Raw genomic sequence first — 26,658 nt, forward strand, 5'->3', positions numbered from 1 at the left:
TTACCGTGTAGTCATACCTCTTTTCAGGTTATGCCATCTCTGTTTGCAGACGGCTCACCTGGCGGTTGACTTCAGACATCACTGACAAATGCAGCTTGTCCTTAACCTTCGGGATAAGGATTTTGCCCTTATCAAACTCAAAAGCGCCAACGTCCTTGATATACAAACGTCCACGGAACAGGATCTTCACGTACTTCGCTACTTGTAGCGGGTTGTAGCGTTGGAAAATTTTCATTGTTGTCTCCTGCCAGGGTTACGCTCCTGTGGTGCCACAGTTAGCCCACGTACCGGAATCGCAAATTTTAATGCCCTGAAACTATAGTCCAGAATCTGAGTGATACCCAGTTTGTATAAGTTTATTTACCTTATGATGACAATAATTCAGAGTTTTCGTTTCAGGCATCCGATGAAGGTAGTATAAGTCGCCGATTTTAGACGGAATTGTGCGTCAACACGCAAACTGGCACCATCATTGCGGGTAATGCCCATAAATCGCACTTATGATTAAAGCAGACCAAGTGGTCGGATCACCTGCACAGATAATAAAAGGAAACACCATGACCCTACGTAGATTACTGGCCGTTTCATGTCTCCTGTTCCCGCTGATGGCGTCGGCGCATAACTTTGTCGATGGTCAGCGCGTTGCGCCGGTCGGCGTCGCGGATCGGGGGGAGCTGGTACTGAGCAACGATAAGTTTAGCTATAAAAGCTGGAATAGCGCGCAGCTGGTGGGGAAAGTGCGCGTCGTGCAGCATATTGCCGGGCGCTCGTCGGCAAAAGAAAAAAACGCGACCCTGATTGAAGCGATTAAAAGCGCGAAGCTCCCGCACGATCGCTATCAAACCACCACAATCGTCAATACCGATGACGCTATCCCGGGTTCAGGCATGTTTGTCCGCAGCAGTATTGAGAGCAACAAGCAGCTCTACCCCTGGTCGCAGTTTATCGTCGACAGCAACGGTGTGGTCCGCAAAGCGTGGCAGCTTAATGAAGAGAGTTCGGCCATCGTGGTGCTGGATAAAGACGGCCGCGTACAGTGGGCTAAAGACGGCGCGCTTAGCCAGGAAGAGGTGCAGCAGGTGGTTGCCCTGCTGCACAAGCTGCTCAATAAATAGAGACCCGGAAGCCGGGGTTGAGGAACGATTCACGCGGCGTGTAATCAAGGGTACGCCCCTGCCAGTCGTGAACGTGCGCCCCGGCGGCGCTGGCGACCGCATGACCGGCCGCGGTGTCCCAGGTGGAGGTCGGCCCGAAGCGCGGATAAAGCTGGGCCTGCCCTTCGGCGACCAGACAGAACTTCAGCGATGAACCGATTGAGGTGGTCTGGTGTTCGCCAAGCTGCTCCAGATACTCCTGCAGCTCCGGGTCATTGCCGTGGGAGCGGCTAATCACCACCAGCGGCGGACGCGCATCGCGGACCTGAATCTGCTTGCGAACGCCGCACTCCTCTTTCCACGCTTTGCCCTTTTCCGCGCTGTACATCACCTTCATCACCGGCGCGTAGACCACGCCAAGGATCGGCTTCCCGTTTTCAATCAAGGCGATATTGACGGTAAACTCGCCGTTGCGCTTGATAAACTCTTTGGTGCCGTCCAGCGGGTCCACCAGCCAGTAGCGCTGCCAGTGCTGGCGTACCTCCCAGGCCGGCGGGTCCTCTTCCGACAGAACCGGAATATCGGGCGTCAGCGCCAGCAGGCCGCTGATAATCACCTTGTGTGCCGCAATATCCGCGGCCGTGACCGGAGAATCGTCCTTCTTGCTGGCAACGTCCATCGGCTGTTTTCCATCGTAAACTTCCATGATGGCATCGCCCGCGTTCCGTGCTAGCTGACATACTTGTTCTAACATTCTCCACCTCGTCTGGTTACAGTGGCGTTAACTCGTTGTTTTATTTATATCGCATCATTGTGAGTTCCGCTATCTGTGATAACGATGGCGGTTTCCTTCACCGCTTTTCTGGCATGATTCACATTTCTGTAAGCAACAGAATGTAAATACATTTTCTTCTGTGCCATTGCTCATAAAAAAGGACGCCACTGATGATTAAGTTTAGCGCAACGCTGCTGGCCACGCTGATCGCCGCCAGCGTAAATGCGGCGACGGTCGATTTGCGGATCATGGAAACCACCGATCTGCACAGTAATATGATGGACTTTGACTATTACAAAGACAGCGCCACGGAAAAATTTGGCCTGGTGCGCACCGCAACCCTGATTGAGAAAGCGCGCCAGGAAGCCAAAAACAGCGTGCTGGTCGATAACGGCGACGTTATTCAGGGCAGCCCGCTGGGCGACTATATGGCGGCGAAGGGACTGAAAGAAGGCGATGTTCACCCGGTCTACAAGGCGATGAATACCCTGGATTATGTCGTAGGTAACCTCGGCAACCACGAGTTTAACTACGGGCTCGACTTCCTGCACAAAGCGCTGGCCGGGGCAAAATTCCCCTACGTGAACGCCAATATTATTGACGCCAAAACCGGCCAACCGATGTTTACGCCTTATCTGATTCAGGATACCCAGGTACAGGATAGCGACGGCAAAACTCAGACCCTGCGCATTGGCTATATCGGCTTCGTACCGCCACAGATTATGACCTGGGATAAAGCCAATCTCAGCGGCAAAGTCACCGTCAATGACATTACCGCCACCGCGCGCAAGTTTGTCCCGGAAATGCGTGAGAAAGGCGCGGACGTGGTGGTGGTCATTGCCCACTCCGGCCTTTCCGCCGACCCGTATCAGGCCATGGCGGAGAACTCCGTTTACTATTTAAGCCAGGTGCCTGGGGTCGATGCCATTATGTTCGGCCACGCGCACGCCGTCTTCCCGAGCAAAGATTTTGCCGGTATCAAAGGCGCAGATATCGCGAAAGGTACGCTGAACGGCGTACCGGCAGTGATGCCGGGCATGTGGGGCGATCACCTTGGGGTGGTCGATCTGGTTCTGAACAACGACAGCGGTAAATGGCAGGTCAGCGCAGCGAAAGCCGAAGCGCGGCCGATCTACGACTCGGTGGCGAAGAAATCGCTGGCGGCAGAAGACAGCAACATGGTGGCGGTACTAAAAGCCGACCATGACGCCACCCGCGAGTTTGTCGGCAAACCGATTGGTCAATCCTCGGACAATATGTACAGCTATCTGGCGCTGGTGCAGGACGATCCGACCGTACAGGTGGTCAATATGGCCCAGAAGGCCTACGTTGAGCACTATATTCAGGGCGACCCGGATCTGGCGAAACTACCGGTACTCTCCGCCGCCGCGCCGTTTAAAGTCGGCGGACGCAAAAATGACCCCGCCAGCTTTGTTGAAGTGGAAAAAGGGCAGCTCACCTTCCGCAACGCCGCCGACCTCTACCTGTATCCCAACACCCTGGTGGTGATGAAAGTCAGCGGTAAAGAGGTTAAAGAGTGGCTGGAGTGCTCCGCCGGGCAGTTCAATCAGATTGACCCCGGCAGCAGCAAGCCGCAGTCGCTGATTAACTGGGACGGCTTTCGCACCTACAACTTCGATGTCATCGATGGCGTGAACTACCAGATCGATATCACCCAGCCGGCGCGCTATGACGGCGAATGTCAGCCCGTTAATCCGCAGGCCGAGCGAATTAAAAACCTGACCTTTAACGGCAAGCCAATCGATCCGAACGCCACTTTCCTCGTCGCGACCAATAACTACCGCGCTTACGGCGGTAAATTCCAGGGCACCGGCGAGGATCATATCGCGTTCGCCTCGCCGGATGAAAACCGCTCGGTGCTGGCGGCGTGGATTGGCGCGGAGTCGAAGAAAAACGGCGAGATCCATCCGGCGGCGGATAACAACTGGCGCCTGGCGCCGATCCACAGCACCGTACCGCTGGATATTCGCTTTGAAACCTCACCGGGCGATAAGGCCGCGGCGTTTATCAAAGAGAAAGCGCAATACCCGATGCGCCAGGTGGCTACCGACGATATCGGCTTTGCCATTTATCAGCTGGATTTGAGTAAATAATTGCCGGTTCCCCGGTTGTGCTGCGCTTACCGGGGCTATCCTGACATCATCCTCAGGCTACCTGTTCGTGGTTCGCCAGAACCGCGGGCAGGTTCAGCTCAATCCAGTCCGCCAGCGCCGCCACCTTCTCGCTCACCTGCTCACCGAGCGGAGTCAGACTATATTCAACGTGCGGCGGTACCACCGGGTACGACACGCGGTTAAGAAAGCCATCCTGCTCCAGCGCCTGGAGCGACTGGGCCAGCATCTTTTCGCTGACGCCGCCGATCTTACGCCGCAGATCGCTAAACCGATGGGTGCCATCGCGCAGGGACACCAAAATCAGTACGCCCCAGCGGCTGGTCACGTGCTTGAGCACTTCCCGCGAGGGGCACTGTTCGGCAAACAGGTTGCCGTTGCGTAGCTGCTCGCTCAGCGTCAGATTCGCCATATTCACACTTACCTTTTTGTACGTACTTACTAAAAGTTAGTTAAGGTGTTAGCTTACCACAACTGCCAATGAACACGAAGGAGAAGACCTATGATCGCAATTACCGGCGCAACCGGCCAGCTTGGCCAGCACGTCCTGGAAAATCTGTTAACTACCGTCCCCGCAGGCCAGGTTGTGGCTATCGTGCGCAACCCGGCGAAGGCTGAATCGCTGAGCCAAAAGGGCGTAGTGGTTCGTCAGGCCGACTACAGCGATGAAGCCGCGCTGACCGCCGCCCTGCAGGGCGTGGACAAACTGCTGCTGATCTCGTCCAGCGAAGTCGGCCAGCGCGCCGTCCAGCACCGCAACGTGATTAACGCGGCGAAAGCCGCCGGCGTGAAATTTATCGCCTACACCAGCCTGCTGCACGCCGATACCTCCCCGCTGGGGCTGGCGGATGAGCATATCGCCACCGAGAAAATGCTCGCCGACTCCGGCATTGCGTATGCCCTGCTGCGCAACGGCTGGTACACCGAAAACTACCTTGCCAGCGCGCCGCCGTCGATTGAACATGGCGTATTTATCGGCGCGGCCGGTAACGGCAAAATCGCCTCCGCCACCCGCGCGGACTACGCCGCCGCCGCCGCTCGCGTTATCGCCGAAGAGGGCCATGCCGGAAAAGTGTACGAGCTGGCGGGCGATGAAGCGTGGACCCTCAGCGAACTAGCCGCTGAGCTGAGCAAACAAAGCGGTAAAAACGTGGTGTATCAAAACCTCAGCGAAGCCGACTTCGCCGCCGCGCTGAAGGGCGTAGGCCTGCCCGCTGGCCTGGCTGACATGCTGGCGGATTCTGATACCGGCGCGTCCAAAGGCGGTCTGTTCGACGATAGCCGCACCCTGAGTAAGCTCATCGGTCGCCCAACCACGACGCTGGCAGAGAGCGTCAAAGGCATTCTGTAACTGTTACATAGTGGTTAATTTTTGTAGCATCCCGGCGGGCCATCCTCAATAATGCACGGATGTCCGTCGGGAGTTATCGCATGCAAGGCGTACCAGAACAGTTCAGTGATGAAAGAGACAGCGCGCGCTTTCGCCATCTGGCGCAGCTGCCCGGCGTTGAGCTGTACCATGCCCATATCTCCCGCTACGCCTTTGAACCGCACACCCATGAAGCTTTTGGTATCGGCGCGATCGAGCTTGGCGCCGAGCGTTTTCGCTATCGCGGCAGCCAGCACGTGGCTTCGGTTAACTCGATCGTCACCATGAACCCCGATGAGCTGCACACCGGCGAGGCGGAGACCGCCGACGGCTGGCGCTATCGGATGATTTATCTCGACCCGGATACGCTGGAAGAGGTGACCGGCGTGCGCCACTGGTGGTTCAGCGAGGTGGTGCGTCAGGATCCCCTGCGCTCCCGGCAAATCGGCAATCTCATCTACGGCCTGTGGCATACTGACGATCCGCTGGCGCAGCAGGGGCTGCTGCTGGATTTGATCGATACCTTCCGCCCGTTTGCCCATCACGCCGCTGCGCTGCCCGAAGCCCGCCACCGCTTCGAGCGGGTGCGCGACTATCTGCACGATAACTATATGCGTACGGTGACCCTTGATGAGCTGGCGCAGGTGGCGGCGCTGAGCCCATACCATTTCCAGCGCCAGTTCAAAGCGCACTTCCACGTTACGCCGCACCAGATGCTGATGGCGATTCGCCTGTGGCGCGCTAAAGCGTTTCTCACGCACGGCATGCCCGCCGCCGACGTCGCTCTCGCCGCCGGGCTGACCGACCAGTCGCACCTGACCCGCGCGTTCACCCGCCGCTACGGCATTACGCCGGTGCGTTATCAAAAGCAGGTTCTCCCGCGCTAATGCGCAACCTCATACAATATTCCCGCTTTTGCCTCGCCTACACTGTCGCCAACGAAAAGAGTAATGGAAAGCGTGATGATTAGTGGTGTGCTGTACGCCCTGCTGGCAGGGCTGATGTGGGGATTGATATTCGTGGGTCCTTTACTGGTGCCGGAATACCCGGCGGTTTTACAGTCGATGGGGCGCTATCTGGCGCTGGGGCTGATCGCCCTGCCGCTGGCCTGGCTGGGCCGCGCGCGGCTGCGCCAGCTCACCGGGAAAGACTGGTGGACGGCGCTGGGGCTGACCATGATGGGCAACTTAATCTATTACGTCTGCCTGGCCAGCGCGATTCAGCGTACCGGCGCGCCGGTATCGACGATGATTATCGGCACCCTGCCGGTCGTGCTGCCGGTTTTCGCCAACCTGCTCTATAGCCAGCGCGACGGCAAGCTGCCGTGGCGACGCCTGTTCCCGGCGCTGGTCTGTATTGCCCTCGGCCTGGCGTGCGTCAATATCGCCGAGCTGCATCAGGGCTTACCCGATTTCAGCCCGTGGCGCTACGGCTCCGGTATCGCGCTGGCGCTGATCTCGGTGGTGTGCTGGGCCTGGTACGCGCTGCGCAACGCCCGCTGGCTGCGGGAAAATCCGGATAAACCGCCGATGATGTGGGCCACCGCGCAGGCGCTGGTGACCCTGCCGGTATCCCTGGCCGGATACCTTATCGCCTGCGGGTGGCTGCACGGCCAGCACGCGGACTTTCCGCTCCCCTTCGGCCCGCGCCCGGCGGTGTTTGTCACCCTGATGCTGGCGATTGCTATCTTCTGTTCATGGGTCGGCGCGTGGTGCTGGAACGTTGCCAGCCAGCGTCTGCCAACGGTGATCCTCGGGCCGCTGATCGTCTTCGAAACCCTTGCCGGACTGCTGTATACCTTTATTCTGCGCCAGAGCCTGCCCCCGCTTCTCACCTTCAGCGGTATCCTGCTGCTGGTGCTCGGCGTGGTGTCCGCCGTGCGTGCCCGCCCGGAAAAGCCCGCGCTGCAGGAGCTGGTCAGCGAGAAAAAATAGCCTGGTATCCTAAAGGGGTATTCCCAGGAACATAAGATGCATTTAAAATACAACTTATATTCTTGATGACGAGGTAACTGCTATGGCTTTCCGTGACCAACCTTTAGGCGAGCTGGCGCTGACGATTCCGCGCGCCTCCGCGCTGTTCCGTCAATACGATATGGACTACTGCTGCGGCGGCAAACAGACGCTGGAGCGCGCGGCGTCTCGCAAAGAGCTGGACGTCGCGGTGATTGAAGCCGAGCTGGCCAAACTGGCGGAAGAGCCGGTAGAGCGCGACTGGCGGGCTGCGCCCTATGCGGAAATCATCGATCACATTATCGTTCGCTATCACGACCGGCATCGCGAGCAGCTGCCGGAGCTGATTTTACAGGCCACTAAAGTCGAGCGCGTTCACGCCGACAAGCCCAACGTTCCGAAAGGCTTAACCAAGTATCTGACCATGCTGCACCAGGAGCTTTCCAGCCATATGATGAAAGAGGAGCAGATTCTGTTCCCGATGATCAAACAGGGCATGGGAACGCAGGCCGGCGGTCCTATCAGCGTCATGGAAAGCGAGCATGATGAAGCGGGCGAGCTGCTGGAGGTGATCAAGCACATCACGCAGAACGTGACGCCGCCGGCGGAAGCCTGCACTACCTGGAAAGCGATGTACAACGGCATCAACGAGCTGATTGATGACCTGATGGAGCACATCAGCCTTGAAAATAACGTACTGTTCCCGCGTGCCCTCGCCGGAAAGTAAATAAAAAGGCGCCCGCAGGCGCCCTCGACATTGTCAGTCTTATTGGCCACCCCGGGTGGCCTTTTTTATGACGGACCGTTGCAAGCAACGTTAAAAACCGCTGCCGAAGATTTTTTATTTCGCCAGGCGCTTCTTGCCGGCAAACAGCCAGCCCGCGCCGAGCAGCACAAACCACAGCGGGGTCACCATCAGCGCTTCGCGGGTATCGGCTTCCAGCGTCAGCAGGACCAGCACAAAGACGAAGAATGCCATGCACACCCAGCACATCAGTTTGCCCAGCGGCATCTTATATTTGGACTGCTCATGCAGCTGCGGACGCTTTCTGCGATAGGCCAGATACGAGCACAGGATAATCGTCCAGACGAACATAAACAGGATCGCCGACACCGTGGTAATCATGGTAAACGCCGCGATCACGCTTGGATTGACCATCAGCATGACTACGCCGCCCAGCAGACACATACAGGAGAAGGTCAGGCCTTTTGCCGGTACCGCGCGCTTCGACAGCTTGGCGAACATTTTCGGCGCCTGTCCGTCCTGCGCCAGACCGAACAGCATACGGCTGGTGGAGAACACGCCGCTGTTAGCGGAAGAGGCCGCCGAGGTCAGCACCACGAAGTTGATCAGGCTTGCCGCCGCCGGCAGCCCGACCAGCACAAACAGCTCAACGAACGGGCTCTTTGACGGCACGACGGAGCTCCACGGCGTCACTGACATAATCACGATCAGCGCAAAGACGTAGAACATAATGATGCGGATTGGAATCGAGTTAATCGCCCGCGGCAGGGATTTCTCAGGATCTTTGGTTTCCGCCGCCGTGGTTCCCACCAGTTCGATGCCCACAAAGGCGAAGACCGCTATCTGGAAGCCGGCAAAGAATCCGCTGATGCCTTTCGGGAACCAGCCGCCGTCATTCCACAGATGGGCGAAAGAGGCTTCTACGCCGGTCGGTGACTGGAAGTGCATCATCACCATCACCAGGCCGACGACAATCAGCGCCACGATAGCGACAATTTTGATCATCGCAAACCAGAACTCCATCTCGCCGAACATCTTCACGGTGGCGAGGTTAAGGCCCAGCAGCAGCAGGATGACCGCCAGCGAGGCGACCCAGTCGGAGAGTCCCGGGAACCAGAACTGCGCGTAGGCGGTGATTGCCACCACGTCCGCCATCCCGGTTACCACCCAGCAGAACCAGTAGGTCCAGCCGGTAAAATAGCCTGCCCAGGGGCCCAGCAGGTCGGCGGCAAAATCGCTGAACGACTTGTATTCGAGATTCGACAGCAGCAGTTCGCCCATGGCGCGCATGACGAAAAACAGCATAAAGCCGATGATCATATAAACAAAAATAATTGACGGCCCGGCAAGGCTGATGGTTTTGCCTGAGCCCATAAACAGCCCGGTGCCAATCGCACCACCGATAGCAATAAGCTGAATATGCCGGTTAGTGAGATTTCGCCGCAGCGATTGTTCAGTCGGAGCCTGTTCGTCGGCAGCGACTTTTACCTGATCTACCATGTGATTTTTTCCTGTTGTACCTGTCTGTGTTGTTCGGGCTCTACTGGCCCTTCATTCGTATTAACCCCGGAACGAGGGTTTATCGATATTAGGTAAGAATCGGAGGGATGAATACTATGATTTAGATATAATGTTAATTTTATGTTTAAAGTGAGTGTTATATCACTACGGTTACGCGAAACAGCTCACAAAAATACACCCATTAAGCAGATATGCAATATAAAGCTCCACCAAACGCTCAACTTAAGGGTTTTACACTATTTAAAGCGGCCCCCTCCCCCGTACGGGAGAGGAAGCACCTGCTGTTTAGATAATATCCAGCAGTTCAACTTCAAAAATCAGGGTGCTGAACGGAGGAATGGATGCGCCCGCGCCGCGCTCGCCGTAGGCCAGGCTGTGCGGAATCGTCAGTTCCCATTTGGAACCCACCGGCATCAGGGTCAGCGCTTCAATCCAGCCGCCGATCACCCCGGTCACCGGGAATTCAGCCGGTTCGCCGCGCGCAACGGAGCTATCGAAGACGGTGCCGTCGATCAGTTTGCCGGTGTAGTGAACGCGAACGCGATCAGTACGCGCCGGGATCGGGCCTTCGCCCTGGGTCAGAACGCGGAACTGCAGGCCAGACTCGGTGCTGTTCACGCCTTCGCGCTCGCGGTTTTCTTCCAGGTATTTCTCACCATCCGCGGCCATTTCCTGGAAACGCTCGCGACGCACGGCGTCAGCGCGTTCGTGGATTTCGCGCAGCGCGCGGTGAACGGCTTCCACCGGCACCTGCGGCTGTTGACCTTCCAGCGCGTCAGCAATACCCGCGACCAGCGCTTCCGGCAGCAGCCCCTGCAGGCCAGATTCGCTCAGCTGTTGTCCAACCTGCAAGCCGATACCGTAACTTGCCTGTGCTTCGATCGTGTCAAAAGTTGGGGTTGCCATCTTTGTTCCTTTTTTGGTGGGGATTCTCATGCTCCCGGGCCTTCAAATTGCGAAAGGCGGCGAGCGGAGAAAAGAGGTGGGAAGCATATCAGCCATAGCACGACGGGTAAAACTTTGTCGCCTGGATGATGACAAATCTAAGGGAAACAGAAACAATAGAGAGATAAGGTTAACCTCACGAAACATAGCTTTGTCTCGTCCTTCAGGAAGTTAGCCATCTATACCCGTCATACTTTAAGTTGCAGGAGCGTTGGCTTCGCCAGCGCGCCCCAGTCACATAGTTATCTATGCTCCTGGGAACTTACTGACTTGCCGCGTTACTCGGCCTGCGGCCTCGCCCCTACGGGGCCAGCGCAAGCGCTGTTCAAGGCAAACCTTGTCCTGCGACTTAAATTATTTAGGGTATATACTTTATTTACAGGATAAAAATATGCGGAGCAGGAGGAAAGCCATGCCCGGGCGCTTTGAACTGACATCTACCCTGGCGAAGATCTGGCACGCCCCGGATCATTTTCGCCTCATGGATCCGCTACCGCCGATGCACCGCCGCGGCATCATTGCCGGGGCGCTGCTGGTAATTATCGGCGTTCTGCTCCCTTCCGAGGATAACAGCAGCCCGGTTCAGGCCAGCCGCGAGGCGAATCTCAACCTGCAATCCCAGTCGCAGCCCTCTTCCGGCAATCAGGCGGTCCCGCTGCCGCCCATCACCAACACGCCGCCGGTCAACGATGCCGATCAGGTGGCGCCGGTCGCACCGGAGCCGATTCAGGATGAGCAGCCGGATCAGCCGCAGCAGACCGCATCTCAGCCTTATCAGGAGCCGCAGTCGACTCCCGGCATCGAGCAGCAGTGGCGGACCTACCGTATTGAATCGGGGAAAACTCTCGCGCAGCTGTTCCGCGACCACAACCTGCCGCCGACCGACGTTTACGCCATGGCCCAGGTGGAAGGCGCCGGTAAACCGCTAAGCTCACTGCAGACCGGGCAGACGGTCCAGATCCGTCAGAACGCCAGCGGCGTGGTCACCGGGCTGACTATCGATACCGGCGGCGGCCAGCAGGTGCTATTTACCCGCCAGTCGAACGGCAGCTTTATTCGCGTCCGTTAAGGCCTCACGGCCGGGTAGCTTACCCGGCCTGCTGTGGCGATTTCCCGGATGTTGTCCCCGGCTTATTCACCCACCAGATCCCGGCGCACACCAGCGCCAGCGCAACCGCATATTTCAGTTCAAGAATATTCTCGCCGAGGAAGATGGCCGACAGTACGGTGCCGGCGACCGGGACCACAAAGTTGAACGGCGCAATCATGCTCACCCGGTTATGCTTGAGCAGCACGCTCCATAGCGCAAAGGCGATGGAAGAGAGCAGCGTCAAATAAGCCAGAACCAGCGCAGCAGCGGCGCTGTGAACCTCAAGGGTGCCGCCGGTCAGATAGCCGCCGCCGACCAGTACCAGGCCGCCAAACGCCAGCTGCCAGCCGGTCATCACCGTCGGGTCAACCGTCTGCGAAATGCGCTTCCCGTACAGCGTCGCCGCCGACAGGATAAACGCCGCCAGCACCACAAAGCCGTCACCCTGCCAGACAAAGCTAAAATCGCTCAATGAACGATTAACGTTCACCAGCATTACGCCGGCAAAGCCGACAATACAGCCGATGGCTTTGTTGTAGCTCAGCCTGTCATTCTGATAGATAAAGTGCGCCAGCAGAACGCTGAAGAAGGTACCGGTGGCGTTCATAATCGATCCCTTCACGCCGGTGGTAAACGCCAGGCCAACGTAGAAGAAAACGTACTGGATAGAGGTTTGCGTGACGCCAAGTATCGCCAGTTGCCCGCACTGACGGGGATTCAAGCGGGCAATCGGCTTACGCTGCACCAGCGCGAAGAGCAGCAGCAGCGCGCCGGCAAACAGAAAGCGATAGCCAGCAAAGACGCTTTTAGACGGCACATCATCAGTGGCAATCTGAAACAGTTCATAGCCGCTTTTAATCGCCGGATAGGAGCTTCCCCACAGCAGACAGCAGAGGGTTGCGCAGGCATAAGCCACTTTCTTGCGGGAAAAAATCGAGGGTGCGTCCATTCACTTCACCAGAAATAAAATAGTGTTTTATTTTATTATCCAGAAAGTTGCTAAGAATAGCCACCATACCAGGAAAAGATTCGACAAAGACAGAAAAGCAAAACGCCGGCACAAGGCCGGCGTCTCGACGTGAGTTGAGTAAAAAATTACTCAGCTACAACGTTAACAACCAGTTTAGCGAAAACTTCGCTGTGAACCTGGAAGTCCACTTCGTGCTCACCGGTGGTGCGCAGAACGCCGTTCGGCAGACGAACTTCGCTCTTAGCAACGGCAACGCCAGCTGCAGTTACAGCGTCAGCGATGTCGCGAGTACCGATGGAACCGAACAGTTTACCTTCGTCGCCAGATTTAGACGCGATGGTAACGGTGCCCAGTGCGTTGATTGCTTCAGCACGTGCGTTAGCAGCGCCCAGAACTTCGGCCAGTTTGGCTTCCAGTTCAGCACGGCGTGCTTCGAAGAATTCAACGTTTTTCTTGGTAGCAGGAACAGCTTTACCCTGTGGTACCAGGAAGTTACGAGCATAGCCCGCTTTAACGTTAACCTGATCACCCAGGCTACCCAGGTTTGCTACTTTATCAAGCAGAATAACTTGCATTACCTTATCCTCTCAAAGTCGTATTAATGGACCGTGACCGATTACTGATGACGATCAGTGTACGGCAGCAGGGACAGGTAGCGAGCGCGTTTGATAGCGCGTGCCAGCTGACGCTGATATTTTGCACGGGTACCGGTGATACGGCTCGGGACAATCTTACCGCTTTCGGTGATGTAGTTTTTCAGCGTAGCGATATCTTTATAGTCGATCTCTTGAACGCCTTCCGCGGTGAAACGGCAGAACTTGCGACGACGGAAATAACGTGCCATATGGCTAGTCTCCAGAATCTATCAATTCAATCTGCTCGGCATGCAGAACCATTTTGCTCAAGCCGTTCTTTGCCTTGTGGCAAGAGATGAACCCTCGAACGATTACTGCGCTACCGACCGTTATACTGTGAGTAATGGCCTGGTTCTGGTGTCCGCTGATTATCACGGGCATCTGGCACCATGCCTGCCGGTGAAAACCGGCTTCCTCCTGCACCGAACGATGCTCAAGCACGAACTGGCAGTGTGGAATTCCTGACGGGCTGACCTTACGAAGTGGAGTCCTGCATACAATGCCGGACAGCTCCAGACGGTTGGTCATCAGGATTACTCTTCAGAATCCCCAGCTTCAGAATCATCTGCGGTTTCGTTGGCGAAATCTTCGCGACGCTCACGGCGCTCGTCTTTCGCTTTAACCATCGGAGATGCTTCGGTAACAGCGTGCTTAGTACGCATTACCATGCTGCGGATAACGGCGTCGTTGAAGCGGAAGTTAGTTTCCAGCTCATCGATCGCTTCCTGCGGCGCTTCAACGTTCAGCAGAACGTAGTGAGCTTTGTGCAGTTTGTTGATCGGATAAGCCAGCTGACGGCGGCCCCAGTCTTCCAGACGGTGGATCGTACCTTCTGCTGCAGTGATTGCACCAGTGTAACGTTCGATCATGCCCGGAACCTGTTCGCTCTGGTCAGGATGGACCATAAAAACGATTTCGTAATGACGCATCGAATTGCTCCTTACGGATTATTCAGCCTCCTGTCTGGGTCAGCCGCGGCCCATGGAGGCAAGGAACGTGTTAAAGGGCGGCTGAAAAATTGACGCGTCATAATACGGGCGAGCGGGGTTTAAGACAAGTGAATTGTGCAAATAATTCGCACTAAGCGCGAAGTGGCCTTAAGCCGGTGATTTAAAATTAATCAACGGGGGAAGCGACAATTTTTTGAACAACTGCATCAGAAATGGTCGCGATACGCCAGACAGGCAGAGATTACACTTAGATCAGAAGCAATCCATACCCCAGGGAAGCGGGTGAACGTCAGGAGCGTCATAAGGAGGTAGGTGATGAAATACATCCTCATAACCATGATGGCAGCACTTTTGTTGAGCGCCAACGCGCTGGCTGCTATTAAAATCGATGCCCGCCAGGCCCGCAACATGGACGATGTGCAGAGCCTCGGCGTTATCTATATCAACCACAACATCGCCACCGAGCAGGAAGCCGACCAGGCGCTTAGCCAGCAGAGCGATGCTCAGGGAGCGAAGTACTTCCAGCCGATCCTCATTCATGAACCGGGAAGCGACGGCGCCATTCACGCCAGTGCCGCCATTTACCGCTAGTTTTCCCGGATCGTTGGCTTCTTCCCGTTGCAGGGGGAAGCCAGCGATGGCATTGCCCGGCGGTCATACCCGCACAAGCGCGCCTTAATGCAATTGAGAATTATTTTTTCTCGTGACTTATCAGCGCCAGCGTAACCTGATTTAATCACTCTTTAACCGCATGATTATCCGGAGTGCTTCATGGTTCCGCGTTTTGCCACGCTAAGCCGTATCCCAAAAGGGGTTTGGGTTCTTGGCGGCGTTAGCCTGCTGATGGATGTTTCCTCGGAAATGATCCACAGCCTGCTCCCTCTATTTATGGCCACCACGCTGGGAGCCAGCGTCATTATTATCGGCATTATCGAAGGCGTCGCGGAAGCCACCGCGCTGATACTGAAGGTGTTTTCCGGCGTCATCAGCGATTATGTCGGCAAGCGTAAAGGGCTGGCGCTGCTCGGCTATGGCCTGGGTGCGCTGAGCAAGCCTCTTTTCGCCATCGCGCCCACCTCAGGCGTGGTGTTTAGCGCCCGGATGATCGACCGCGTGGGCAAAGGGATACGCGGCGCGCCGCGGGATGCGCTGGTCGCCGACGTCACCCCGCCGGAAATTCGCGGAGCCGCCTACGGGCTGCGCCAGTCGCTGGATACCATCGGCGCTTTTCTGGGGCCGCTGCTTGCCGTCGCGCTGATGTTTCTCTGGGATAACGATTTCCAGTCTATTTTTTGGGTCGCGGCGATCCCCGCCGTTCTCTCTATCGCTTTACTGGGCTTTGGATTAAAAGAGCCCAGGACGGCGGTCGTCCAGAAACGCACTAACCCCCTGCGCCGCGAGAATCTCAAGAAGCTTTCCGCCGCCTACTGGTGGGTGGTGGCTATCGGCTCGATTTTTACCCTTGCCCGCTTCAGCGAAGCCTTTCTGGTCCTGCGCGCCCAGCAGATGGCGATCCCGCTGTTCGCTATTCCGCTGGTGATGGTCGCCATGAATCTGGTTTACAGCCTGACCGCCTATCCATTCGGGAAACTATCGGACAGCATGAGCCACAGCAGAATGCTGCAGTGGGGCCTGCTGGTGCTGATCGCCGCCGATATCGTGCTGGCGCTCAGCAGCCACTGGAGCACGCTTTTAGCCGGCGTCGCGCTGTGGGGTATTCATATGGGCATGACGCAGGGTCTGCTGGCGGCGATGGTGGCGCACACCGCCCCGCCTGAACTGCGCGGAACAGCGTTCGGGATGTTCAACCTGATGAGCGGCATCGCCCTGCTGCTGGCCAGCGCCGGTGCGGGCGTGCTGTGGGAAGTTCTGGGCGCCGCCTCGACGTTTTACGCCGGCGCGATAATCTGCGTTGTGACGCTGGTTGGCATGCGCTGCATGCCGTCGGCTTATCAGCAAAACTAAAAATGGCTCCGGAGCAGACCGGTTGATTCATCATAAAGATGAAATGCTCCGGAGCACCTGTTTCACTTTTGCCCGTAATAGGCATCTGGCCCGTGCTTGCGCATAAAATGCTTGTCCATCAGCCAGCTATCGATGGGCTTCAGCTGCGGGTTGATCGCGCGAGCAATCCACGCCATCCGCGCCACCTCTTCCATCACCACCGCGTTATGCACCGCATCGTGCGCATCCTTGCCCCAGGCAAAAGGCCCGTGCTGATAGACCACGATGCCCGGCGTATGCAGCGGCTCAACGTCACCCAGCGTTTCGATAATCACGTGGCCCGTGTTCAGCTCATAAGCCTCCGCCACTTCCTGCGCGCTTAACGCCCGGGTGCAGGGAATGTCGCCAAAGAAGTAGTCCGCGTGGGTCGTCCCCAGAGCGGGAATAGCCAGACCCGCCTGCGCCCAGGCCGTCGCGTGCGTCGAGTGGGTATGCACCACGCCGCCAAGGCTCAGATAGCGGCGATACAGCGCCAGATGCGTGGCGGTATCGGAAGAAGGACGATAGCGTCCTTCCACCACGTTCCCTTCGAGATCCACGACCACCATATCGTCCGCTTTCATGGTCTCGTAGGCGACGCCGCTGGGCTTAATCGCCACCAGCCCGCGTTCGCGGTCGATAGCGCTGACGTTACCCCAGGTAAAAGTGACCAGGCCGTAGCGCGGTAAATCCATATTGGCGTCGAAAACCTGCCGTTTCAGCGTTTGCATTATGCCACCTCCAGCAGACCGGCGCTGGCCATCCGAGCCTTCACCCAATCGCGCGCTTTCGCGACCTCGGCGGCGGGATCGTCGGTCGTTTCGCTCCACATTTCAATTAGATACGGGCCGCAGTAGCCCGTCTGCTTGAGCGTTTCGAAACAACGTTCAAAATCGACGACGCCTTCACCGAACGGCACGTTTTTAAATACGCCGGGTTTCGTGTCTTTTATATGCACCGCCACGATATGCCCCATCCCGGCCTGAAGCTCCATCTGTACGTCGTTATCCCAGGCGGAAAGGTTGCCGATGTCCGGATAGAGCTGGAACCACGGATTATTCAGGTAGTGGGCGTAGCCCAGCGCCTTGCTGATCGAGTTCATCAGCGGGTAGTCCATAATTTCCATCGCCAGCGTTACCTGCGCGCGGCTGGCCATTTCAACGCTCTCTTTTAGCCCATCGCGGAAACGACGGCGCGTCTCGTTATTGGCTTCCTGGTAGTAGACGTCGTAGCCCGCCAGCTGGATTACGCGAATCCCCACGTCCTGCGCCAGCCGAATCGCTTTGCGCATAATCTCCAGGCCCTGCGCCCGTACCGCGTCGTCTTCGCTACCGAGCGGGAAGCGCCGATGGGCGCTCAGGCACATTGAGGGCACGCGCACCCCGGTTTCCGCAATCGCGTTAACCAGCGCGAAGCGCTGCTCCCGGCTCCAGTCGAGCCGGGCCAGGCGGGCGTCAGTTTCATCGACCGACATTTCGACGAAATCAAAACCGAGCGCCTTAGCCAGCCGCAGACGTTCCAGCCAGCACTCCCCGGCGGGGAGCGCTTTTTCATAGATGCCGAGCGGAATAGGTTTCGACAGCATAGCCGCTCCTTAGCCCCACAGCTGGGCGATCGAACGTTTAAACTGCCGCGCGGCTTCCACCGGGGAAGCGGCGTCGCGAATGCTGCGACCGGCGATAAAGACGTGGATCGGAATCCCCTGGAACAGCGGCAAATCCTCCAGCGCCAGGCCGCCGGTGACGGTGACTTTAAAGCCCATCCCGGACAGGCGTTTGATCGCGCTGATATCCGCCTCGCCCCACGCTACGCCGGCGGCCTGGGCATCGCGGCTGCGGTGATAAACCACCTGCTGAACGCCAGCTTCACGCCACTCCTGCGCCTGCTCCCAGGTCCAGTAGCCGGTCAGTTCGATCTGGACGTCGCCGTTGAACTCTTTCGCTACGTCCAGCGCGCCTTTGGTGGTGTTGATGTCCGCGCAGCAGATCACGGTGACCCAGTCGGCGTTGGCTTCAAAGCACATGCGGGAGAGAATTTTACCGGCATCGGCGATTTTGGCGTCCGCCAGCACGATTTTGTTGGGATAGAGCGCCTTCAGGTCGCGAACGGCGCGTACGCCCTCAGCCACGCAGAGAATCGTACCGACTTCAATAATGTCCACTTCATCGGCAATCAGGCGCGTCGTTTCATACGCGGAAGACATAGATTGGTTATCGAGCGCAACCTGCAACATAGGTAATGACATTTTGGTGTTCCTTTTAAACGGCCGCTGCCGTAGCGTTATCAATTAATTCCAGAACTTCCTGCGCGGAGCGGCAGGCGCGTAAACGGTCAAAATTGGCTTCATCTTCAAACAGGTTGACGATCTGCATGATGCCGACTTCCTGATGGGTATTGGCATCCACGGCCGCCATGGTGATCAGGATGTCGACCGGGTCGTTATCCTCATGATTGAAAACCAGCGGCGTTTTCAGCGTAACCAGCGCAAAGCCCGTTTTCTTCACCCCCTCTTCCGGCCGACCGTGCGGCATCGCCAGACCGGGAGCAATCACAAAATAAGGGCCGTGCTGAGCAACGCCATCCAGAATGGCCTGGTAGTAGCGCGGCTCCACGACATCCGCCTTCACCAGTAAATCAACGCTCAGCTTGACGGCTTCCTGCCAGGTGCTGGCGTCGGCCTGTAAAAGGATGGAGTTGTTCTCCACCAGCGAATCACGTAATTTCATTTGGCGTCCTTACTTCACATCCTGCGGGAAGTGCGCTTTGATCACCTCCAGCAGTTTTGGGCCAAAATCCGCAGGCGAGAGCATGTTGCGCACGCCAACCACGTATTTGTTGCCGGAGACGCTAATCTCACCGGCGATATGGGTGGAGGCGATGATGATGTCCGCGCCGTTGAGTTCACTTTTGTATTCCCCCACCGCGCAGCTGTTTACCGTGTGATCGATATTTGACTGGGTCAAAAACTGGTCCACCTTCATCTTCATGATCATGGAACTGCCTTGCCCGTTGCCACATACAGCCAGAATACGTACGGTCATAGTCAAAACTCCTTATTGAGCAGAAGCATCTGCCAGTTGTTTTTCCGCGTCCTCTTCAGCGCGCAGCGTGCGCCCTGCGAAGAACATATAAGCCAGTGCGATAATGATAATGACGGCCATAAACGCGATACCGACGGAGGCGAAGCCCTGCATCATCGGCGGCGCCAGAATTGACCAGTCCGCCATGCCCATCCAGGCGCTCATGCCGGTCAGCTTCACCGCCCAGACGCAGCCAAAGATTTCGATCATGCCCATCACCAGACAAATCTTGAGCGCCGCGCGCCAGCCGCCAAAGTGGTTAGCAAAGACGCCGATGGTGGCGTTCGAGAAAAACATCGGGATAAAGCCCGGAATAATCAGAATGGAAGAGCCGAAGCCGACCAGAATACCGACGGCGATCAGCTGGCCGATGGTGCCCCACATAAAGCCCCAGACGACGGCGTTTGGCGCAAAGCTATAGATCGCCGCACAGTCAATGGCCAGTACGGCGCCGGGAATCAGGCGCTGGGAGATACCGTTGAACGCCTCGGAAAGTTCGGCGACGAACATGCGCACGCCCTGGGTGATAATGAAAATAGCGACGGCGAACGAGAAGCCCGTTTGCAGGATATAGACCGTCCAGTGGGTGTTACCCGCCATCGCCTGTACGGTGTCGATGCCGAAGGAGAGCAGAATCGCGCCGAAGAAAATGGTCATCACGATGGCCGTGGAGACGATGTTGTCGTGAAAGATGTTCAGCCAGCCCGGCAGCTTAAGATCCTCAACGCTCTCCTCTTTTTTGCCCAGATACGGGGCGACCTTGTAAGCAATCCATGAAGCGAACTGCTGCTGGTGTCCGATGGAGAAGCCGCAGCCGTCGGTCACTTCCTGGGTCGGCTTATACATCATGTTCGAGGTAATGCCCCAATAGAGCGACACCAGTACCGCTGTACAGATGATGGTCGTCCACATCGGGTAGCCGAAGATGTAAAAAGAGACGGCAATCAGCCCCGCCTGCTGGAACATGATGTGCCCGGTCAGCATGATGGTGCGAATACCGGTAATACGCCGCAGCAGGACATAACAGATATTCAGCGCCAGGGCTAACAGCACGGCATAGCCCACCCAGCTGTAGGCGTCGCCCATGCGTTCGATCGTGGCCATCATTGACGCGTAGGTATCGGAGATAGCGCCGTTAATGCCGTAAACCTCAGACATTTTCGCCACGACCGGCTTAAACGTGCTGGTCAGAATGCCGGAGCCGGCCTGCAGCAGCATAAAACCGATGATGGTTTTAATCGTCCCTTTAACAATAACGCTGGCGCTTTTGCGCAGCAGGATATAGCCCAGGCAGGTCACAATACCCAGCAGCAGCGGGGCGTTGGTCATAACCTGGTTAAAGAACACGGTAAAGATGTGGTAGAGAATCTCCATAACACACTCCAGAAGGTGGACGCTCTGAACGCACGCTACGCCCAGGTTGGTTGTTGCGATCACTCTAATAATCAAAAATAATCACAACAAGATTATATTTGATTAAATGTGACGCACGCCGCAAATAATCACACAATCCGTCATCGTATTAATTCTCATTTCTACAAAATGTAAAATAGTATATTTAAATCAATGAAATAAAACCTAACTCATGTCATAACGTCAGCCTACCCCTCTTTTTACCCTCCACGATTCCCCTCATGAAGGGCAAATTTCAGGATTGCAATCCTGAACAAACGGTGACAGTATTCATCAAAACAAATCACATCGTGATTACTTTTGATAATATGTGAGGGAAAAACAAATGAGTAAAGTACAAACCATCACCCGCGAATCATGGATCCTGAACACTTTTCCGGAGTGGGGTAGCTGGCTGAACGAAGAAATTGAACAAGAGCAGGTTGCGCCGGGCACCTTTGCCATGTGGTGGTTGGGTTGTACGGGCATCTGGCTGAAATCCGAAGGCGGAGCCAATATCTGTGTCGATTTCTGGTGCGGTACCGGCAAGCAAAGCCACGGGAACCCGCTGATGAAAACGGGCCACCAGATGCAGCGTATGGCCGGCGTGAAAAAGCTCCAGCCAAACCTGCGCACCACTCCGTTTGTTCTCGATCCGTTCGCTATTCGCCAGATCGACGCCGTACTGTCCACCCACGATCATAACGATCATATTGATGTGAACGTGGCCGCCGCGGTCATGCAGAACTGCGCCGAGGACGTGCCGTTCATCGGCCCGCAAACCTGCGTCGACCTGTGGATAGGCTGGGGCGTTCCAAAAGAGCGCTGTATCGTGATGAAACCAGGGGATGTGGTTAAAATAAAGGATGTTGAAATCCACGCGCTTGACGCTTTTGACCGTACGGCCCTGATCACCTTACCCGCGGATCAAAAAGCCGCAGGCGTCCTGCCGGACGGAATGGATCAGCGCGCGGTGAACTATTTGTTCAAAACGCCGGGAGGCAACCTGTATCACAGCGGCGATTCCCACTACTCCAACTACTATGCGAAGCACGGTAACGAACACCAGATCGACGTGGCGCTGGGCTCCTATGGCGAGAACCCGCGCGGTATCACCGACAAAATGACCAGCGCCGATATACTGCGCATGGCCGAGTCGCTGAATGCTAAAGTGGTAATTCCGTTCCATCACGATATCTGGTCAAACTTCCAGGCCGATCCGCAGGAAATCCGCGTTTTGTGGGAGATGAAAAAAGATCGTCTGCAGTATGGCTTTAAGCCTTTCATCTGGCAGGTAGGCGGAAAATTCACCTGGCCGCTGGATAAAGACAACTTCGAATACCATTATCCGCGCGGATTCGACGATTGCTTCACGATGGAACCGGACCTGCCCTTTAAGTCGTTCCTGTAAGGCTTCTCCGGCGGGACCGCCCGCCGGAAATTATCCCCGTCAGCATTAGTATTTTCACCTGATTTCAAATATCATCTTTGCTTATCACTTTTAATCGGATTTGCTCATGACGGAAGCGCAAAGACATCAAATTTTATTGGATTTGCTGGCACAAACGGGATTTGTCACCGTGGAGCAGGTGATTTCCCGGCTGGGAATTTCTCCGGCGACGGCACGACGCGATATCAACAAACTCGACGAAAGCGGCAGGCTGAAAAAAGTCCGCAACGGCGCGGAAGCCATCAGCGAGCAGCGCCCGCGCTGGTCGCCAATGAATATTCACCAGGCGCAAAACCACGATGAGAAGGTACGGATTGCGCGTGCGGCTTCGCAGCTGGTCAACCCTGGCGAAAGCATCGTCATTAACTGCGGCTCTACCGCATTCCTGCTTGGGCAGGAGCTGTGCGGCAAACCGGTACAGATCATCACCAACTATTTGCCGCTGGCCAACTATCTGATCGATCAGGAACACGACAGCGTCATCATTATGGGCGGGCAGTATAACCGCAGCCATTCTATCACCCTGAGCCCGCAGGGCAGCGAAAACAGCCTGTATGCCGGGCACTGGATGTTCACCAGCGGCAAAGGGTTGACCGCCGAAGGGCTGTATAAAACCGATATGCTGACGGCGATGGCGGAGCAAAAAATGCTTAACGTCGTCGGCAAACTCGCGGTCCTGGTCGACAGCAGCAAAGTCGGCGAACGCGCCGGAATGCTCTTTAGCCAGGCCGGGCAAATCGACCTGGTGATTACCGGTAAACAGGCGGATGAGGCGATCCTCAAGCAGCTTGAGGATCAGGGCGTACAGGTGATTCGCGTTTAAAGGTGACGTTGAAAAAAGTCCACCGTCGCGGCTAACGCTTCCGGCGTAATGCGGTGGCGGACGCCTTTCTGCCAGAGGCAGGTTAAATTGTCGGCCAGCGCGTTTTGCTGCAGCGCCTGCTGCAGGCGGAAGGTTTCCCCCGGCGGCACGACATCATCTTCATCGCCGTGCCAGAGCAGCAGCGGACGGCTGGCCAGGGTCGCCAGCTGCTGGCTGACGTCCCACGCCACCAGCTGTTCTGCATCGAACGAAGGCGAAGGGAAAAGCGCCTGCGAGAGCGAACTGAAATAGCCTGACCCCATCAGGCAGGCTACGCTTTTCAGCTCCGGGTGGTGGGTCATAATCCCTAATGCCGTCATTCCGCCCATCGATGCGCCTGCCACCGCCAGCCTGTCGTCAGCAAGCCATCCCCGATCCCGAATCGCCTCCTGTAGTGCCGGAAATTCAATAAAATTGTTCATCAGAATCGGCCAGAAGCGCTGCATCCGCCCCTGTTCGTCTCCCCGGTAGCGCGCGCCGTGTTCCGCTGCATCAGGCATAATCACCCGAAACCCCGCCTCTGCAAGCGCAACGGCAAAATAGCTGTAGACCAGCTTAGAAGAGGTAAAACCATGATAAAAGACAATGCAAGGCAGCGCCGTATCCGCGGCACCCTGCGGGTACGCATGGAGAACCTCCCCACCCGCAAGGTTACGCATTTCTAATGCAATCATTTACCGTCTCCTTTCTCTCAAGTGATGTTATGTTATTACTCAAGTCGCTCGTTCGCACATGATTCATAATCTTGAGAACCAGATTACGCTTTCACGATATTTTCATTCGAAAATCGCGTACGGGATAACAATTTGGGAACATTCCCCGGAAATGACATTCAGGCTACCACTACACTATGACTAACAGGAAACGAGATATGGTTATGCGTAGGTTTGCACCGTGGTTAATGGCAATCGCTTTAACCGGCTGTAGCGCCCTACAGGGGACGCCAAAGGCGCCGCCGCCGGCAACCGACCATCCACAAGAGATCCAGCGTAATCAGACGGCGGGTCTGCAGAAGATGGGGACGGTGAGCGTATTAATGTACGGCTCACCGATGGATGTCGAGGCTGCGCTAAAGGTCAAAGCTGAGGCAGCTAAAGCGGATTACTACGTCATCATAATGATTGATGACACCATGGTTCCGGGCCAGTGGTATTCGCAGGCAATTTTGTACCGTAAATAACGGTCAACCTTTAAGCCAGCTTTACACTGCTTTGCATCCATTCACGTTCTCCTGTGCATAATAACGTTCGGCCAGCTGTAACCTGGCAGAACGTTAGCAACGGACTGCCCTCAGGACTATGTGAAATGGAGCTGACGATGAAACGAACTTTTACCCTACCCAGCCTGATGTTGACCACCGTCACGGCCAATACTTCCGCGCAGTCAGCGGAGTTTGCCAGCGCTGACTGCGTAACGGGCCTGAACGAAATTGGCCTGATTTGCGTTAACAACATCTCGGGCAGCCAGCAGGATGTTGAACACGCTATCGCCGTGCAGGCCGATGAGCAGGGCGCCTCCTGGTATCGCATCGTCCAGATGTACGAGGAGCAGCAGCCGGACAACTGGCGGGTACAGGCCATTCTTTATGCCTGAGGCGCCTGTCGTCCACGCCCCGTTGCCCGTAACAGTAAGTCATCCAGCGTCTGCTCATCCAGCCGCATGCCGCCGCGCGCGTCGAGCATCATACGGCACCAGGCCTCTGCCAGCGGCGGTGACGCGAAGCGTAATAGCTGCGCCCCAACGCCCAGCATATAGACCAGCCGGGTAATCTCCCGCCCCTGCTCTTCCAGAGGCCGCCGTAGCCACTGCTGCAGCTGCCGCCACGTCCGATCGAAATGACGATTTTGCCCTTTCACTTCCGCGCACTCCGCCGCCAGAAGTTCGAGCGCCGCCGGCTGCTTCATCAGAACCCGCATCACGTCCAGACACATAATATTACCGGAACCTTCCCAGATGCTGTTTACCGGCATTTCACGGTACAAACGCGGTAATTCACTCTCTTCACAATAGCCTGAGCCGCCCAGTACCTCCATCGCCTCGGCGACGAACGCGATCCCGGATTTGCAGACAGTAAATTTCGCGGCGGGCGTGAACAGCCTTGCCCATAGCGCTTCCTGCACATCGTCGCGCCTGTCCCAGGCCCTCGCCAGGCGGAACAGAAAGGCGGTTTGCCCTTCCAGCCGCAGCGCCATCTGCCCCAGAACCTGACGCATTATCGGCTGATCGACCAGATTTTTACCAAATGCCTGACGCTGCAGAGCATGGTATAGCGCTACCGAATAGGCCCGGCGCATCAGCGCATGGCTACCCAGCGCGCAGTCAAAACGGGTCAGGCCGCCCATTTTGAGAATTTGCCGGACGCCATCGCCCTCTTCCCCGACCAGCCAGCCGCAGGCATTGAAAAACTCGACTTCGCTGCTGGCGTTCGCGCGGTTACCTAATTTATCTTTCAGCCTTTCCAGATGTACACCGTTACGCTGGCCATCCGGCAACAGGCGCGGAACAAAAAAGCAGGAGAGGCCCGCCGGCGCCTGAGCCAGCACCAGATGAGCATCGCTCTGCGGTACCGAGAAAAACCATTTATGTCCGATCAGATGATAAAAGCCTTCTGCGCTTTTCTCCGCTCGCGTCGTGTTGCTCAGGACATCGGACCCGCCCTGCTTTTCCGTCATCCCCATCCCGATAAGCAGCCCGCGTTTCTGATTACCCGGCACAAGGTGCGGATCGTAGCGATCGCTTAATAGCGGCGATAGCCAGTCGCTAAAAGTCTCGGGTAAGGAGCGCTGCAGCAATGGAATAGCGGCAAAGGTCATGGTGGTGGGACACAGGGTGCCCGCCTCGACCTGCGCATGCAGCATAAAGCGGGCAGCGCGGGCAACGAAGGCGCCTTCACGAGCCTCTTCCTGCCAGGCAAGATTATGTACCCGGTTAGCGCACAGCCCCTGCATCAGTAAATGCCAGGCGGGATGGAAACGAACATCGTCAAGACGCGATCCCGTTGCGTCATAGCGCAGCAGTTCCGGCGGATTGCTGTTGGCCAGGCGCCCCAGCTCCAGCGATTCGGCCGTCCCCAGCTGTTGGCCAATGCTCGCCAGCAGACCGCTATCCCAGCCCGCGCCTTCGCGGACGACGGCTTCACGCAGGGCGGTATCGGACAGGAATAAGTTACTGTTACATAGCGGCGAGGGTTGATTAAATACGGTATGAGTTTGCCAGTGCATTATGTTTCCCTCCTTCAATGGCTCTATCCATAAGTATGGACAACGGCGCACTTTCCGTCAGAGAACTCTGTTATAAAGTTCTCTCACAATCAGAAAGGGAATTTCATGATTCATTTAATTATTGAAGATCGGGAAAATGCGCAGAACTATATTCCGCTTATCCACCGCCATCTTCCTCATCTCGCGATGAGCGCTATCAAACAGAACCTGAACGCTTCCGGTTACGTCACCTCATTTGATGAAAACAAAATCTGCGATGACATTCTGGAAGAGCAGAATCCTATTGGAAATTTTCTTAATCTCATCAAAGTATTAAAGAATCGAGGCGCGCAGCTTAAATTCCTCGAGCAAACGGGAGATGAACCGGGAGAGGAATTACCCTTGAGCCAGGTCCTGAACTATGTAGAAAGAGGTCTCGACATTGCCCGTCGGATAGAGCGAGAAGGCGGTCAGAACTGGAGAAGATAAGCCATTCCAGAGAATGGCTTATTT

32 protein-coding genes are annotated in these 26,658 nt (G+C 56.3%); 14 read left to right on the forward strand and 18 right to left on the reverse strand.

Annotated features, from left to right (window positions below):
- Window positions 1-28: 28 nt before the first annotated feature.
- Window positions 29-235: a DUF1107 domain-containing protein gene (locus ABLV30_RS07575; protein ID WP_004098023.1), complete on the reverse strand. Its 207-nt coding sequence runs from the start codon at window positions 233-235 to the stop codon at window positions 29-31.
- A gap of 322 nt (window positions 236-557) precedes the next feature.
- Between ABLV30_RS07575 and ABLV30_RS07580 the strand changes: the two genes are divergently transcribed.
- On the forward strand, window positions 558-1,115 hold the full coding sequence (locus ABLV30_RS07580; RefSeq protein ID WP_025107624.1) for a YtfJ family protein: 558 nt from the start codon (window positions 558-560) through the stop codon (window positions 1,113-1,115).
- On the opposite strand, the gene cysQ is transcribed toward ABLV30_RS07580, so the two are convergent.
- Window positions 1,105-1,848, reverse strand: coding sequence for a 3'(2'),5'-bisphosphate nucleotidase CysQ (gene cysQ / locus ABLV30_RS07585; RefSeq protein WP_004098019.1), 744 nt, complete (start codon window positions 1,846-1,848; stop codon window positions 1,105-1,107). The genes ABLV30_RS07580 and cysQ overlap by 11 nt on opposite strands.
- Before the next feature lie 191 nt (window positions 1,849-2,039).
- On the opposite strand from cysQ, the gene ABLV30_RS07590 reads away from it, so the two are divergent.
- Entirely contained in the window at window positions 2,040-3,983 is a 1,944-nt protein-coding gene (locus tag ABLV30_RS07590) for a bifunctional 2',3'-cyclic-nucleotide 2'-phosphodiesterase/3'-nucleotidase (RefSeq protein ID WP_049069025.1), read from the forward strand.
- Between the two features lie 52 nt (window positions 3,984-4,035).
- Here the strand turns inward: ABLV30_RS07590 and ABLV30_RS07595 are convergent, their stop codons facing one another.
- Entirely contained in the window at window positions 4,036-4,413 is a 378-nt protein-coding gene (locus ABLV30_RS07595; protein ID WP_004098015.1) for a helix-turn-helix domain-containing protein, read from the reverse strand.
- 90 nt (window positions 4,414-4,503) lie between these two features.
- Here ABLV30_RS07595 and ABLV30_RS07600 point away from each other — a divergent pair, with 90 nt between their 5' ends.
- From ABLV30_RS07600 to ytfE, 4 genes are all read left to right on the forward strand, one after another.
- Window positions 4,504-5,352, forward strand: coding sequence for an SDR family oxidoreductase (locus tag ABLV30_RS07600; protein WP_014227633.1), 849 nt, complete (start codon window positions 4,504-4,506; stop codon window positions 5,350-5,352).
- Window positions 5,353-5,432: 80 nt separating this feature from the next.
- Window positions 5,433-6,257, forward strand: coding sequence for an AraC family transcriptional regulator (locus ABLV30_RS07605; protein ID WP_004098011.1), 825 nt, complete (start codon window positions 5,433-5,435; stop codon window positions 6,255-6,257).
- A gap of 75 nt (window positions 6,258-6,332) precedes the next feature.
- Window positions 6,333-7,304, forward strand: coding sequence for a DMT family transporter (locus ABLV30_RS07610; RefSeq protein WP_004098010.1), 972 nt, complete (start codon window positions 6,333-6,335; stop codon window positions 7,302-7,304).
- Between the two features lie 82 nt (window positions 7,305-7,386).
- On the forward strand, window positions 7,387-8,049 hold the full coding sequence (gene ytfE / locus ABLV30_RS07615; protein WP_014227630.1) for an iron-sulfur cluster repair protein YtfE: 663 nt from the start codon (window positions 7,387-7,389) through the stop codon (window positions 8,047-8,049).
- Between the two features lie 114 nt (window positions 8,050-8,163).
- Here the strand turns inward: ytfE and cycA are convergent, their stop codons facing one another.
- Both cycA and fklB read right to left on the reverse strand, forming a co-directional pair.
- The gene (gene cycA, locus ABLV30_RS07620; RefSeq protein WP_004128150.1) at window positions 8,164-9,567 is read right to left on the reverse strand and encodes a D-serine/D-alanine/glycine transporter; all 1,404 of its coding nucleotides are present in this window, start codon (window positions 9,565-9,567) and stop codon (window positions 8,164-8,166) included.
- Window positions 9,568-9,873: 306 nt separating this feature from the next.
- A complete protein-coding gene (gene fklB / locus ABLV30_RS07625) occupies window positions 9,874-10,494 on the reverse strand; it encodes an FKBP-type peptidyl-prolyl cis-trans isomerase (protein ID WP_004871077.1) in 621 nt (206 codons plus the stop codon).
- Window positions 10,495-10,945: 451 nt separating this feature from the next.
- On the opposite strand from fklB, the gene ABLV30_RS07630 reads away from it, so the two are divergent.
- A complete protein-coding gene (locus ABLV30_RS07630; RefSeq protein ID WP_025107627.1) occupies window positions 10,946-11,602 on the forward strand; it encodes a LysM-like peptidoglycan-binding domain-containing protein in 657 nt (218 codons plus the stop codon).
- A gap of 19 nt (window positions 11,603-11,621) precedes the next feature.
- Here ABLV30_RS07630 and ABLV30_RS07635 read toward each other — a convergent pair whose 3' ends face one another.
- The 5 genes from ABLV30_RS07635 to rpsF all read right to left on the reverse strand — a co-directional run bounded on the left by ABLV30_RS07635 (window position 11,622) and on the right by rpsF (window position 14,157).
- A complete protein-coding gene (locus ABLV30_RS07635; protein WP_265800839.1) occupies window positions 11,622-12,572 on the reverse strand; it encodes a DMT family transporter in 951 nt (316 codons plus the stop codon).
- 146 nt (window positions 12,573-12,718) lie between these two features.
- Window positions 12,719-13,168, reverse strand: a complete 450-nt coding sequence (rplI, locus tag ABLV30_RS07640; protein ID WP_004098003.1) for a 50S ribosomal protein L9 — start codon at window positions 13,166-13,168, stop codon at window positions 12,719-12,721.
- A 41-nt stretch (window positions 13,169-13,209) separates the two neighbouring features.
- On the reverse strand, window positions 13,210-13,437 hold the full coding sequence (gene rpsR / locus ABLV30_RS07645; protein ID WP_000135199.1) for a 30S ribosomal protein S18: 228 nt from the start codon (window positions 13,435-13,437) through the stop codon (window positions 13,210-13,212).
- Window positions 13,438-13,441: 4 nt separating this feature from the next.
- On the reverse strand, window positions 13,442-13,756 hold the full coding sequence (priB, locus tag ABLV30_RS07650; RefSeq protein WP_004098002.1) for a primosomal replication protein N: 315 nt from the start codon (window positions 13,754-13,756) through the stop codon (window positions 13,442-13,444).
- Between the two features lie 5 nt (window positions 13,757-13,761).
- Complete coding sequence (rpsF, locus tag ABLV30_RS07655) at window positions 13,762-14,157, reverse strand: 30S ribosomal protein S6 (RefSeq protein ID WP_004098001.1); 396 nt, start codon at window positions 14,155-14,157, stop codon at window positions 13,762-13,764.
- A 336-nt stretch (window positions 14,158-14,493) separates the two neighbouring features.
- On the opposite strand from rpsF, the gene ABLV30_RS07660 reads away from it, so the two are divergent.
- A complete protein-coding gene (locus ABLV30_RS07660) occupies window positions 14,494-14,769 on the forward strand; it encodes a DUF1471 domain-containing protein (RefSeq protein WP_004098000.1) in 276 nt (91 codons plus the stop codon).
- Window positions 14,770-14,949: 180 nt separating this feature from the next.
- Window positions 14,950-16,143, forward strand: coding sequence for an MFS transporter (locus tag ABLV30_RS07665; protein ID WP_025107629.1), 1,194 nt, complete (start codon window positions 14,950-14,952; stop codon window positions 16,141-16,143).
- 62 nt (window positions 16,144-16,205) lie between these two features.
- On the opposite strand, the gene ABLV30_RS07670 is transcribed toward ABLV30_RS07665, so the two are convergent.
- Genes ABLV30_RS07670 through ulaA form a run of 6 tightly spaced genes read right to left on the reverse strand, consistent with a single transcriptional unit; the run spans window position 16,206 to window position 20,615 of the window.
- Complete coding sequence (locus tag ABLV30_RS07670; RefSeq protein WP_122116892.1) at window positions 16,206-16,892, reverse strand: L-ribulose-5-phosphate 4-epimerase; 687 nt, start codon at window positions 16,890-16,892, stop codon at window positions 16,206-16,208.
- Window positions 16,892-17,746, reverse strand: coding sequence for an L-ribulose-5-phosphate 3-epimerase (locus tag ABLV30_RS07675; RefSeq protein WP_032697160.1), 855 nt, complete (start codon window positions 17,744-17,746; stop codon window positions 16,892-16,894). Before ABLV30_RS07675 ends, ABLV30_RS07670 begins: the two co-directional genes overlap by 1 nt.
- 9 nt (window positions 17,747-17,755) lie before the next feature.
- Window positions 17,756-18,406 (reverse strand): 3-keto-L-gulonate-6-phosphate decarboxylase UlaD, encoded by a 651-nt coding sequence (locus ABLV30_RS07680; RefSeq protein WP_009652369.1) that lies wholly within the window; start codon window positions 18,404-18,406, stop codon window positions 17,756-17,758.
- 13 nt (window positions 18,407-18,419) lie between these two features.
- Window positions 18,420-18,887: a PTS ascorbate transporter subunit IIA gene (gene ulaC / locus ABLV30_RS07685; RefSeq protein ID WP_004097995.1), complete on the reverse strand. Its 468-nt coding sequence runs from the start codon at window positions 18,885-18,887 to the stop codon at window positions 18,420-18,422.
- 9 nt (window positions 18,888-18,896) lie between these two features.
- Window positions 18,897-19,202, reverse strand: coding sequence for a PTS ascorbate transporter subunit IIB (gene ulaB, locus ABLV30_RS07690; RefSeq protein WP_004109091.1), 306 nt, complete (start codon window positions 19,200-19,202; stop codon window positions 18,897-18,899).
- A gap of 12 nt (window positions 19,203-19,214) precedes the next feature.
- On the reverse strand, window positions 19,215-20,615 hold the full coding sequence (ulaA, locus tag ABLV30_RS07695; RefSeq protein ID WP_221842353.1) for a PTS ascorbate transporter subunit IIC: 1,401 nt from the start codon (window positions 20,613-20,615) through the stop codon (window positions 19,215-19,217).
- Between the two features lie 364 nt (window positions 20,616-20,979).
- Between ulaA and ulaG the strand changes: the two genes are divergently transcribed.
- Together ulaG and ulaR are read left to right on the forward strand one after the other, a co-directional pair.
- Window positions 20,980-22,044, forward strand: a complete 1,065-nt coding sequence (ulaG, locus tag ABLV30_RS07700) for an L-ascorbate 6-phosphate lactonase (protein ID WP_014227627.1) — start codon at window positions 20,980-20,982, stop codon at window positions 22,042-22,044.
- 106 nt (window positions 22,045-22,150) lie between these two features.
- Window positions 22,151-22,906, forward strand: coding sequence for an HTH-type transcriptional regulator UlaR (gene ulaR / locus ABLV30_RS07705; RefSeq protein ID WP_004097990.1), 756 nt, complete (start codon window positions 22,151-22,153; stop codon window positions 22,904-22,906).
- On the opposite strand, the gene yjfP is transcribed toward ulaR, so the two are convergent.
- Window positions 22,903-23,619 carry an esterase gene (gene yjfP, locus ABLV30_RS07710; protein WP_004097989.1) on the reverse strand — a complete coding sequence of 239 codons (717 nt, stop codon included), beginning with the start codon at window positions 23,617-23,619 and terminating at the stop codon, window positions 22,903-22,905. The two genes, ulaR and yjfP, sit on opposite strands and share 4 nt — an antisense overlap.
- A 197-nt stretch (window positions 23,620-23,816) precedes the next feature.
- Between yjfP and bsmA the strand changes: the two genes are divergently transcribed.
- Window positions 23,817-24,125 (forward strand): biofilm peroxide resistance protein BsmA, encoded by a 309-nt coding sequence (bsmA, locus tag ABLV30_RS07715; protein ID WP_004097988.1) that lies wholly within the window; start codon window positions 23,817-23,819, stop codon window positions 24,123-24,125.
- Between the two features lie 137 nt (window positions 24,126-24,262).
- Complete coding sequence (gene yjfN, locus ABLV30_RS07720; protein ID WP_014227626.1) at window positions 24,263-24,538, forward strand: DUF1471 family protease activator YjfN; 276 nt, start codon at window positions 24,263-24,265, stop codon at window positions 24,536-24,538.
- Here yjfN and ABLV30_RS07725 read toward each other — a convergent pair.
- On the reverse strand, window positions 24,529-26,166 hold the full coding sequence (locus ABLV30_RS07725; RefSeq protein WP_221842355.1) for an isovaleryl-CoA dehydrogenase: 1,638 nt from the start codon (window positions 26,164-26,166) through the stop codon (window positions 24,529-24,531). The two genes, yjfN and ABLV30_RS07725, sit on opposite strands and share 10 nt — an antisense overlap.
- A gap of 105 nt (window positions 26,167-26,271) precedes the next feature.
- Between ABLV30_RS07725 and ABLV30_RS07730 the strand changes: the two genes are divergently transcribed.
- Window positions 26,272-26,634 carry a hypothetical protein gene (locus tag ABLV30_RS07730; RefSeq protein WP_265800832.1) on the forward strand — a complete coding sequence of 121 codons (363 nt, stop codon included), beginning with the start codon at window positions 26,272-26,274 and terminating at the stop codon, window positions 26,632-26,634.
- Window positions 26,635-26,658 lie beyond the last annotated feature (24 nt).

The organism is Klebsiella sp. CN_Kp113 (assembly GCF_040064585.1).
Lineage (GTDB): Bacteria > Pseudomonadota > Gammaproteobacteria > Enterobacterales > Enterobacteriaceae > Klebsiella > Klebsiella michiganensis.

Bases quoted from the DNA above. Each gene is read 5' to 3' on its own strand.
- ytfE (WP_014227630.1), top strand. From the start codon at position 7,387: ATGGCTTTCCGTGACCAACCTTTAGGCGAGCTGGCGCTGACGATTCCG.
- rplI (WP_004098003.1), bottom strand. From the start codon at position 13,168: ATGCAAGTTATTCTGCTTGATAAAGTAGCAAACCTGGGTAGCCTGGGT.
- ABLV30_RS07680 (WP_009652369.1), bottom strand. From the start codon at position 18,406: ATGTCATTACCTATGTTGCAGGTTGCGCTCGATAACCAATCTATGTCT.
- rpsR (WP_000135199.1), bottom strand. From the start codon at position 13,437: ATGGCACGTTATTTCCGTCGTCGCAAGTTCTGCCGTTTCACCGCGGAA.
- rpsF (WP_004098001.1), bottom strand. From the start codon at position 14,157: ATGCGTCATTACGAAATCGTTTTTATGGTCCATCCTGACCAGAGCGAA.
- ulaG (WP_014227627.1), top strand. From the start codon at position 20,980: ATGAGTAAAGTACAAACCATCACCCGCGAATCATGGATCCTGAACACT.
- ABLV30_RS07730 (WP_265800832.1), top strand. From the start codon at position 26,272: ATGATTCATTTAATTATTGAAGATCGGGAAAATGCGCAGAACTATATT.
- ABLV30_RS07675 (WP_032697160.1), bottom strand. From the start codon at position 17,746: ATGCTGTCGAAACCTATTCCGCTCGGCATCTATGAAAAAGCGCTCCCC.
- ulaC (WP_004097995.1), bottom strand. From the start codon at position 18,887: ATGAAATTACGTGATTCGCTGGTGGAGAACAACTCCATCCTTTTACAG.
- fklB (WP_004871077.1), bottom strand. From the start codon at position 10,494: ATGGCAACCCCAACTTTTGACACGATCGAAGCACAGGCAAGTTACGGT.
- ABLV30_RS07670 (WP_122116892.1), bottom strand. From the start codon at position 16,892: ATGCAAACGCTGAAACGGCAGGTTTTCGACGCCAATATGGATTTACCG.
- ABLV30_RS07610 (WP_004098010.1), top strand. From the start codon at position 6,333: ATGATTAGTGGTGTGCTGTACGCCCTGCTGGCAGGGCTGATGTGGGGA.
- ulaB (WP_004109091.1), bottom strand. From the start codon at position 19,202: ATGACCGTACGTATTCTGGCTGTATGTGGCAACGGGCAAGGCAGTTCC.
- ABLV30_RS07635 (WP_265800839.1), bottom strand. From the start codon at position 12,572: ATGGACGCACCCTCGATTTTTTCCCGCAAGAAAGTGGCTTATGCCTGC.
- ABLV30_RS07725 (WP_221842355.1), bottom strand. From the start codon at position 26,166: ATGCACTGGCAAACTCATACCGTATTTAATCAACCCTCGCCGCTATGT.
- cycA (WP_004128150.1), bottom strand. From the start codon at position 9,567: ATGGTAGATCAGGTAAAAGTCGCTGCCGACGAACAGGCTCCGACTGAA.
- ABLV30_RS07665 (WP_025107629.1), top strand. From the start codon at position 14,950: ATGGTTCCGCGTTTTGCCACGCTAAGCCGTATCCCAAAAGGGGTTTGG.
- ABLV30_RS07595 (WP_004098015.1), bottom strand. From the start codon at position 4,413: ATGGCGAATCTGACGCTGAGCGAGCAGCTACGCAACGGCAACCTGTTT.
- ABLV30_RS07580 (WP_025107624.1), top strand. From the start codon at position 558: ATGACCCTACGTAGATTACTGGCCGTTTCATGTCTCCTGTTCCCGCTG.
- yjfP (WP_004097989.1), bottom strand. From the start codon at position 23,619: ATGATTGCATTAGAAATGCGTAACCTTGCGGGTGGGGAGGTTCTCCAT.
- ABLV30_RS07630 (WP_025107627.1), top strand. From the start codon at position 10,946: ATGCCCGGGCGCTTTGAACTGACATCTACCCTGGCGAAGATCTGGCAC.
- ABLV30_RS07660 (WP_004098000.1), top strand. From the start codon at position 14,494: ATGAAATACATCCTCATAACCATGATGGCAGCACTTTTGTTGAGCGCC.
- bsmA (WP_004097988.1), top strand. From the start codon at position 23,817: ATGGTTATGCGTAGGTTTGCACCGTGGTTAATGGCAATCGCTTTAACC.
- ulaR (WP_004097990.1), top strand. From the start codon at position 22,151: ATGACGGAAGCGCAAAGACATCAAATTTTATTGGATTTGCTGGCACAA.
- ulaA (WP_221842353.1), bottom strand. From the start codon at position 20,615: ATGGAGATTCTCTACCACATCTTTACCGTGTTCTTTAACCAGGTTATG.
- ABLV30_RS07605 (WP_004098011.1), top strand. From the start codon at position 5,433: ATGCAAGGCGTACCAGAACAGTTCAGTGATGAAAGAGACAGCGCGCGC.
- ABLV30_RS07575 (WP_004098023.1), bottom strand. From the start codon at position 235: ATGAAAATTTTCCAACGCTACAACCCGCTACAAGTAGCGAAGTACGTG.
- ABLV30_RS07590 (WP_049069025.1), top strand. From the start codon at position 2,040: ATGATTAAGTTTAGCGCAACGCTGCTGGCCACGCTGATCGCCGCCAGC.
- cysQ (WP_004098019.1), bottom strand. From the start codon at position 1,848: ATGTTAGAACAAGTATGTCAGCTAGCACGGAACGCGGGCGATGCCATC.
- ABLV30_RS07600 (WP_014227633.1), top strand. From the start codon at position 4,504: ATGATCGCAATTACCGGCGCAACCGGCCAGCTTGGCCAGCACGTCCTG.
- priB (WP_004098002.1), bottom strand. From the start codon at position 13,756: ATGACCAACCGTCTGGAGCTGTCCGGCATTGTATGCAGGACTCCACTT.
- yjfN (WP_014227626.1), top strand. From the start codon at position 24,263: ATGAAACGAACTTTTACCCTACCCAGCCTGATGTTGACCACCGTCACG.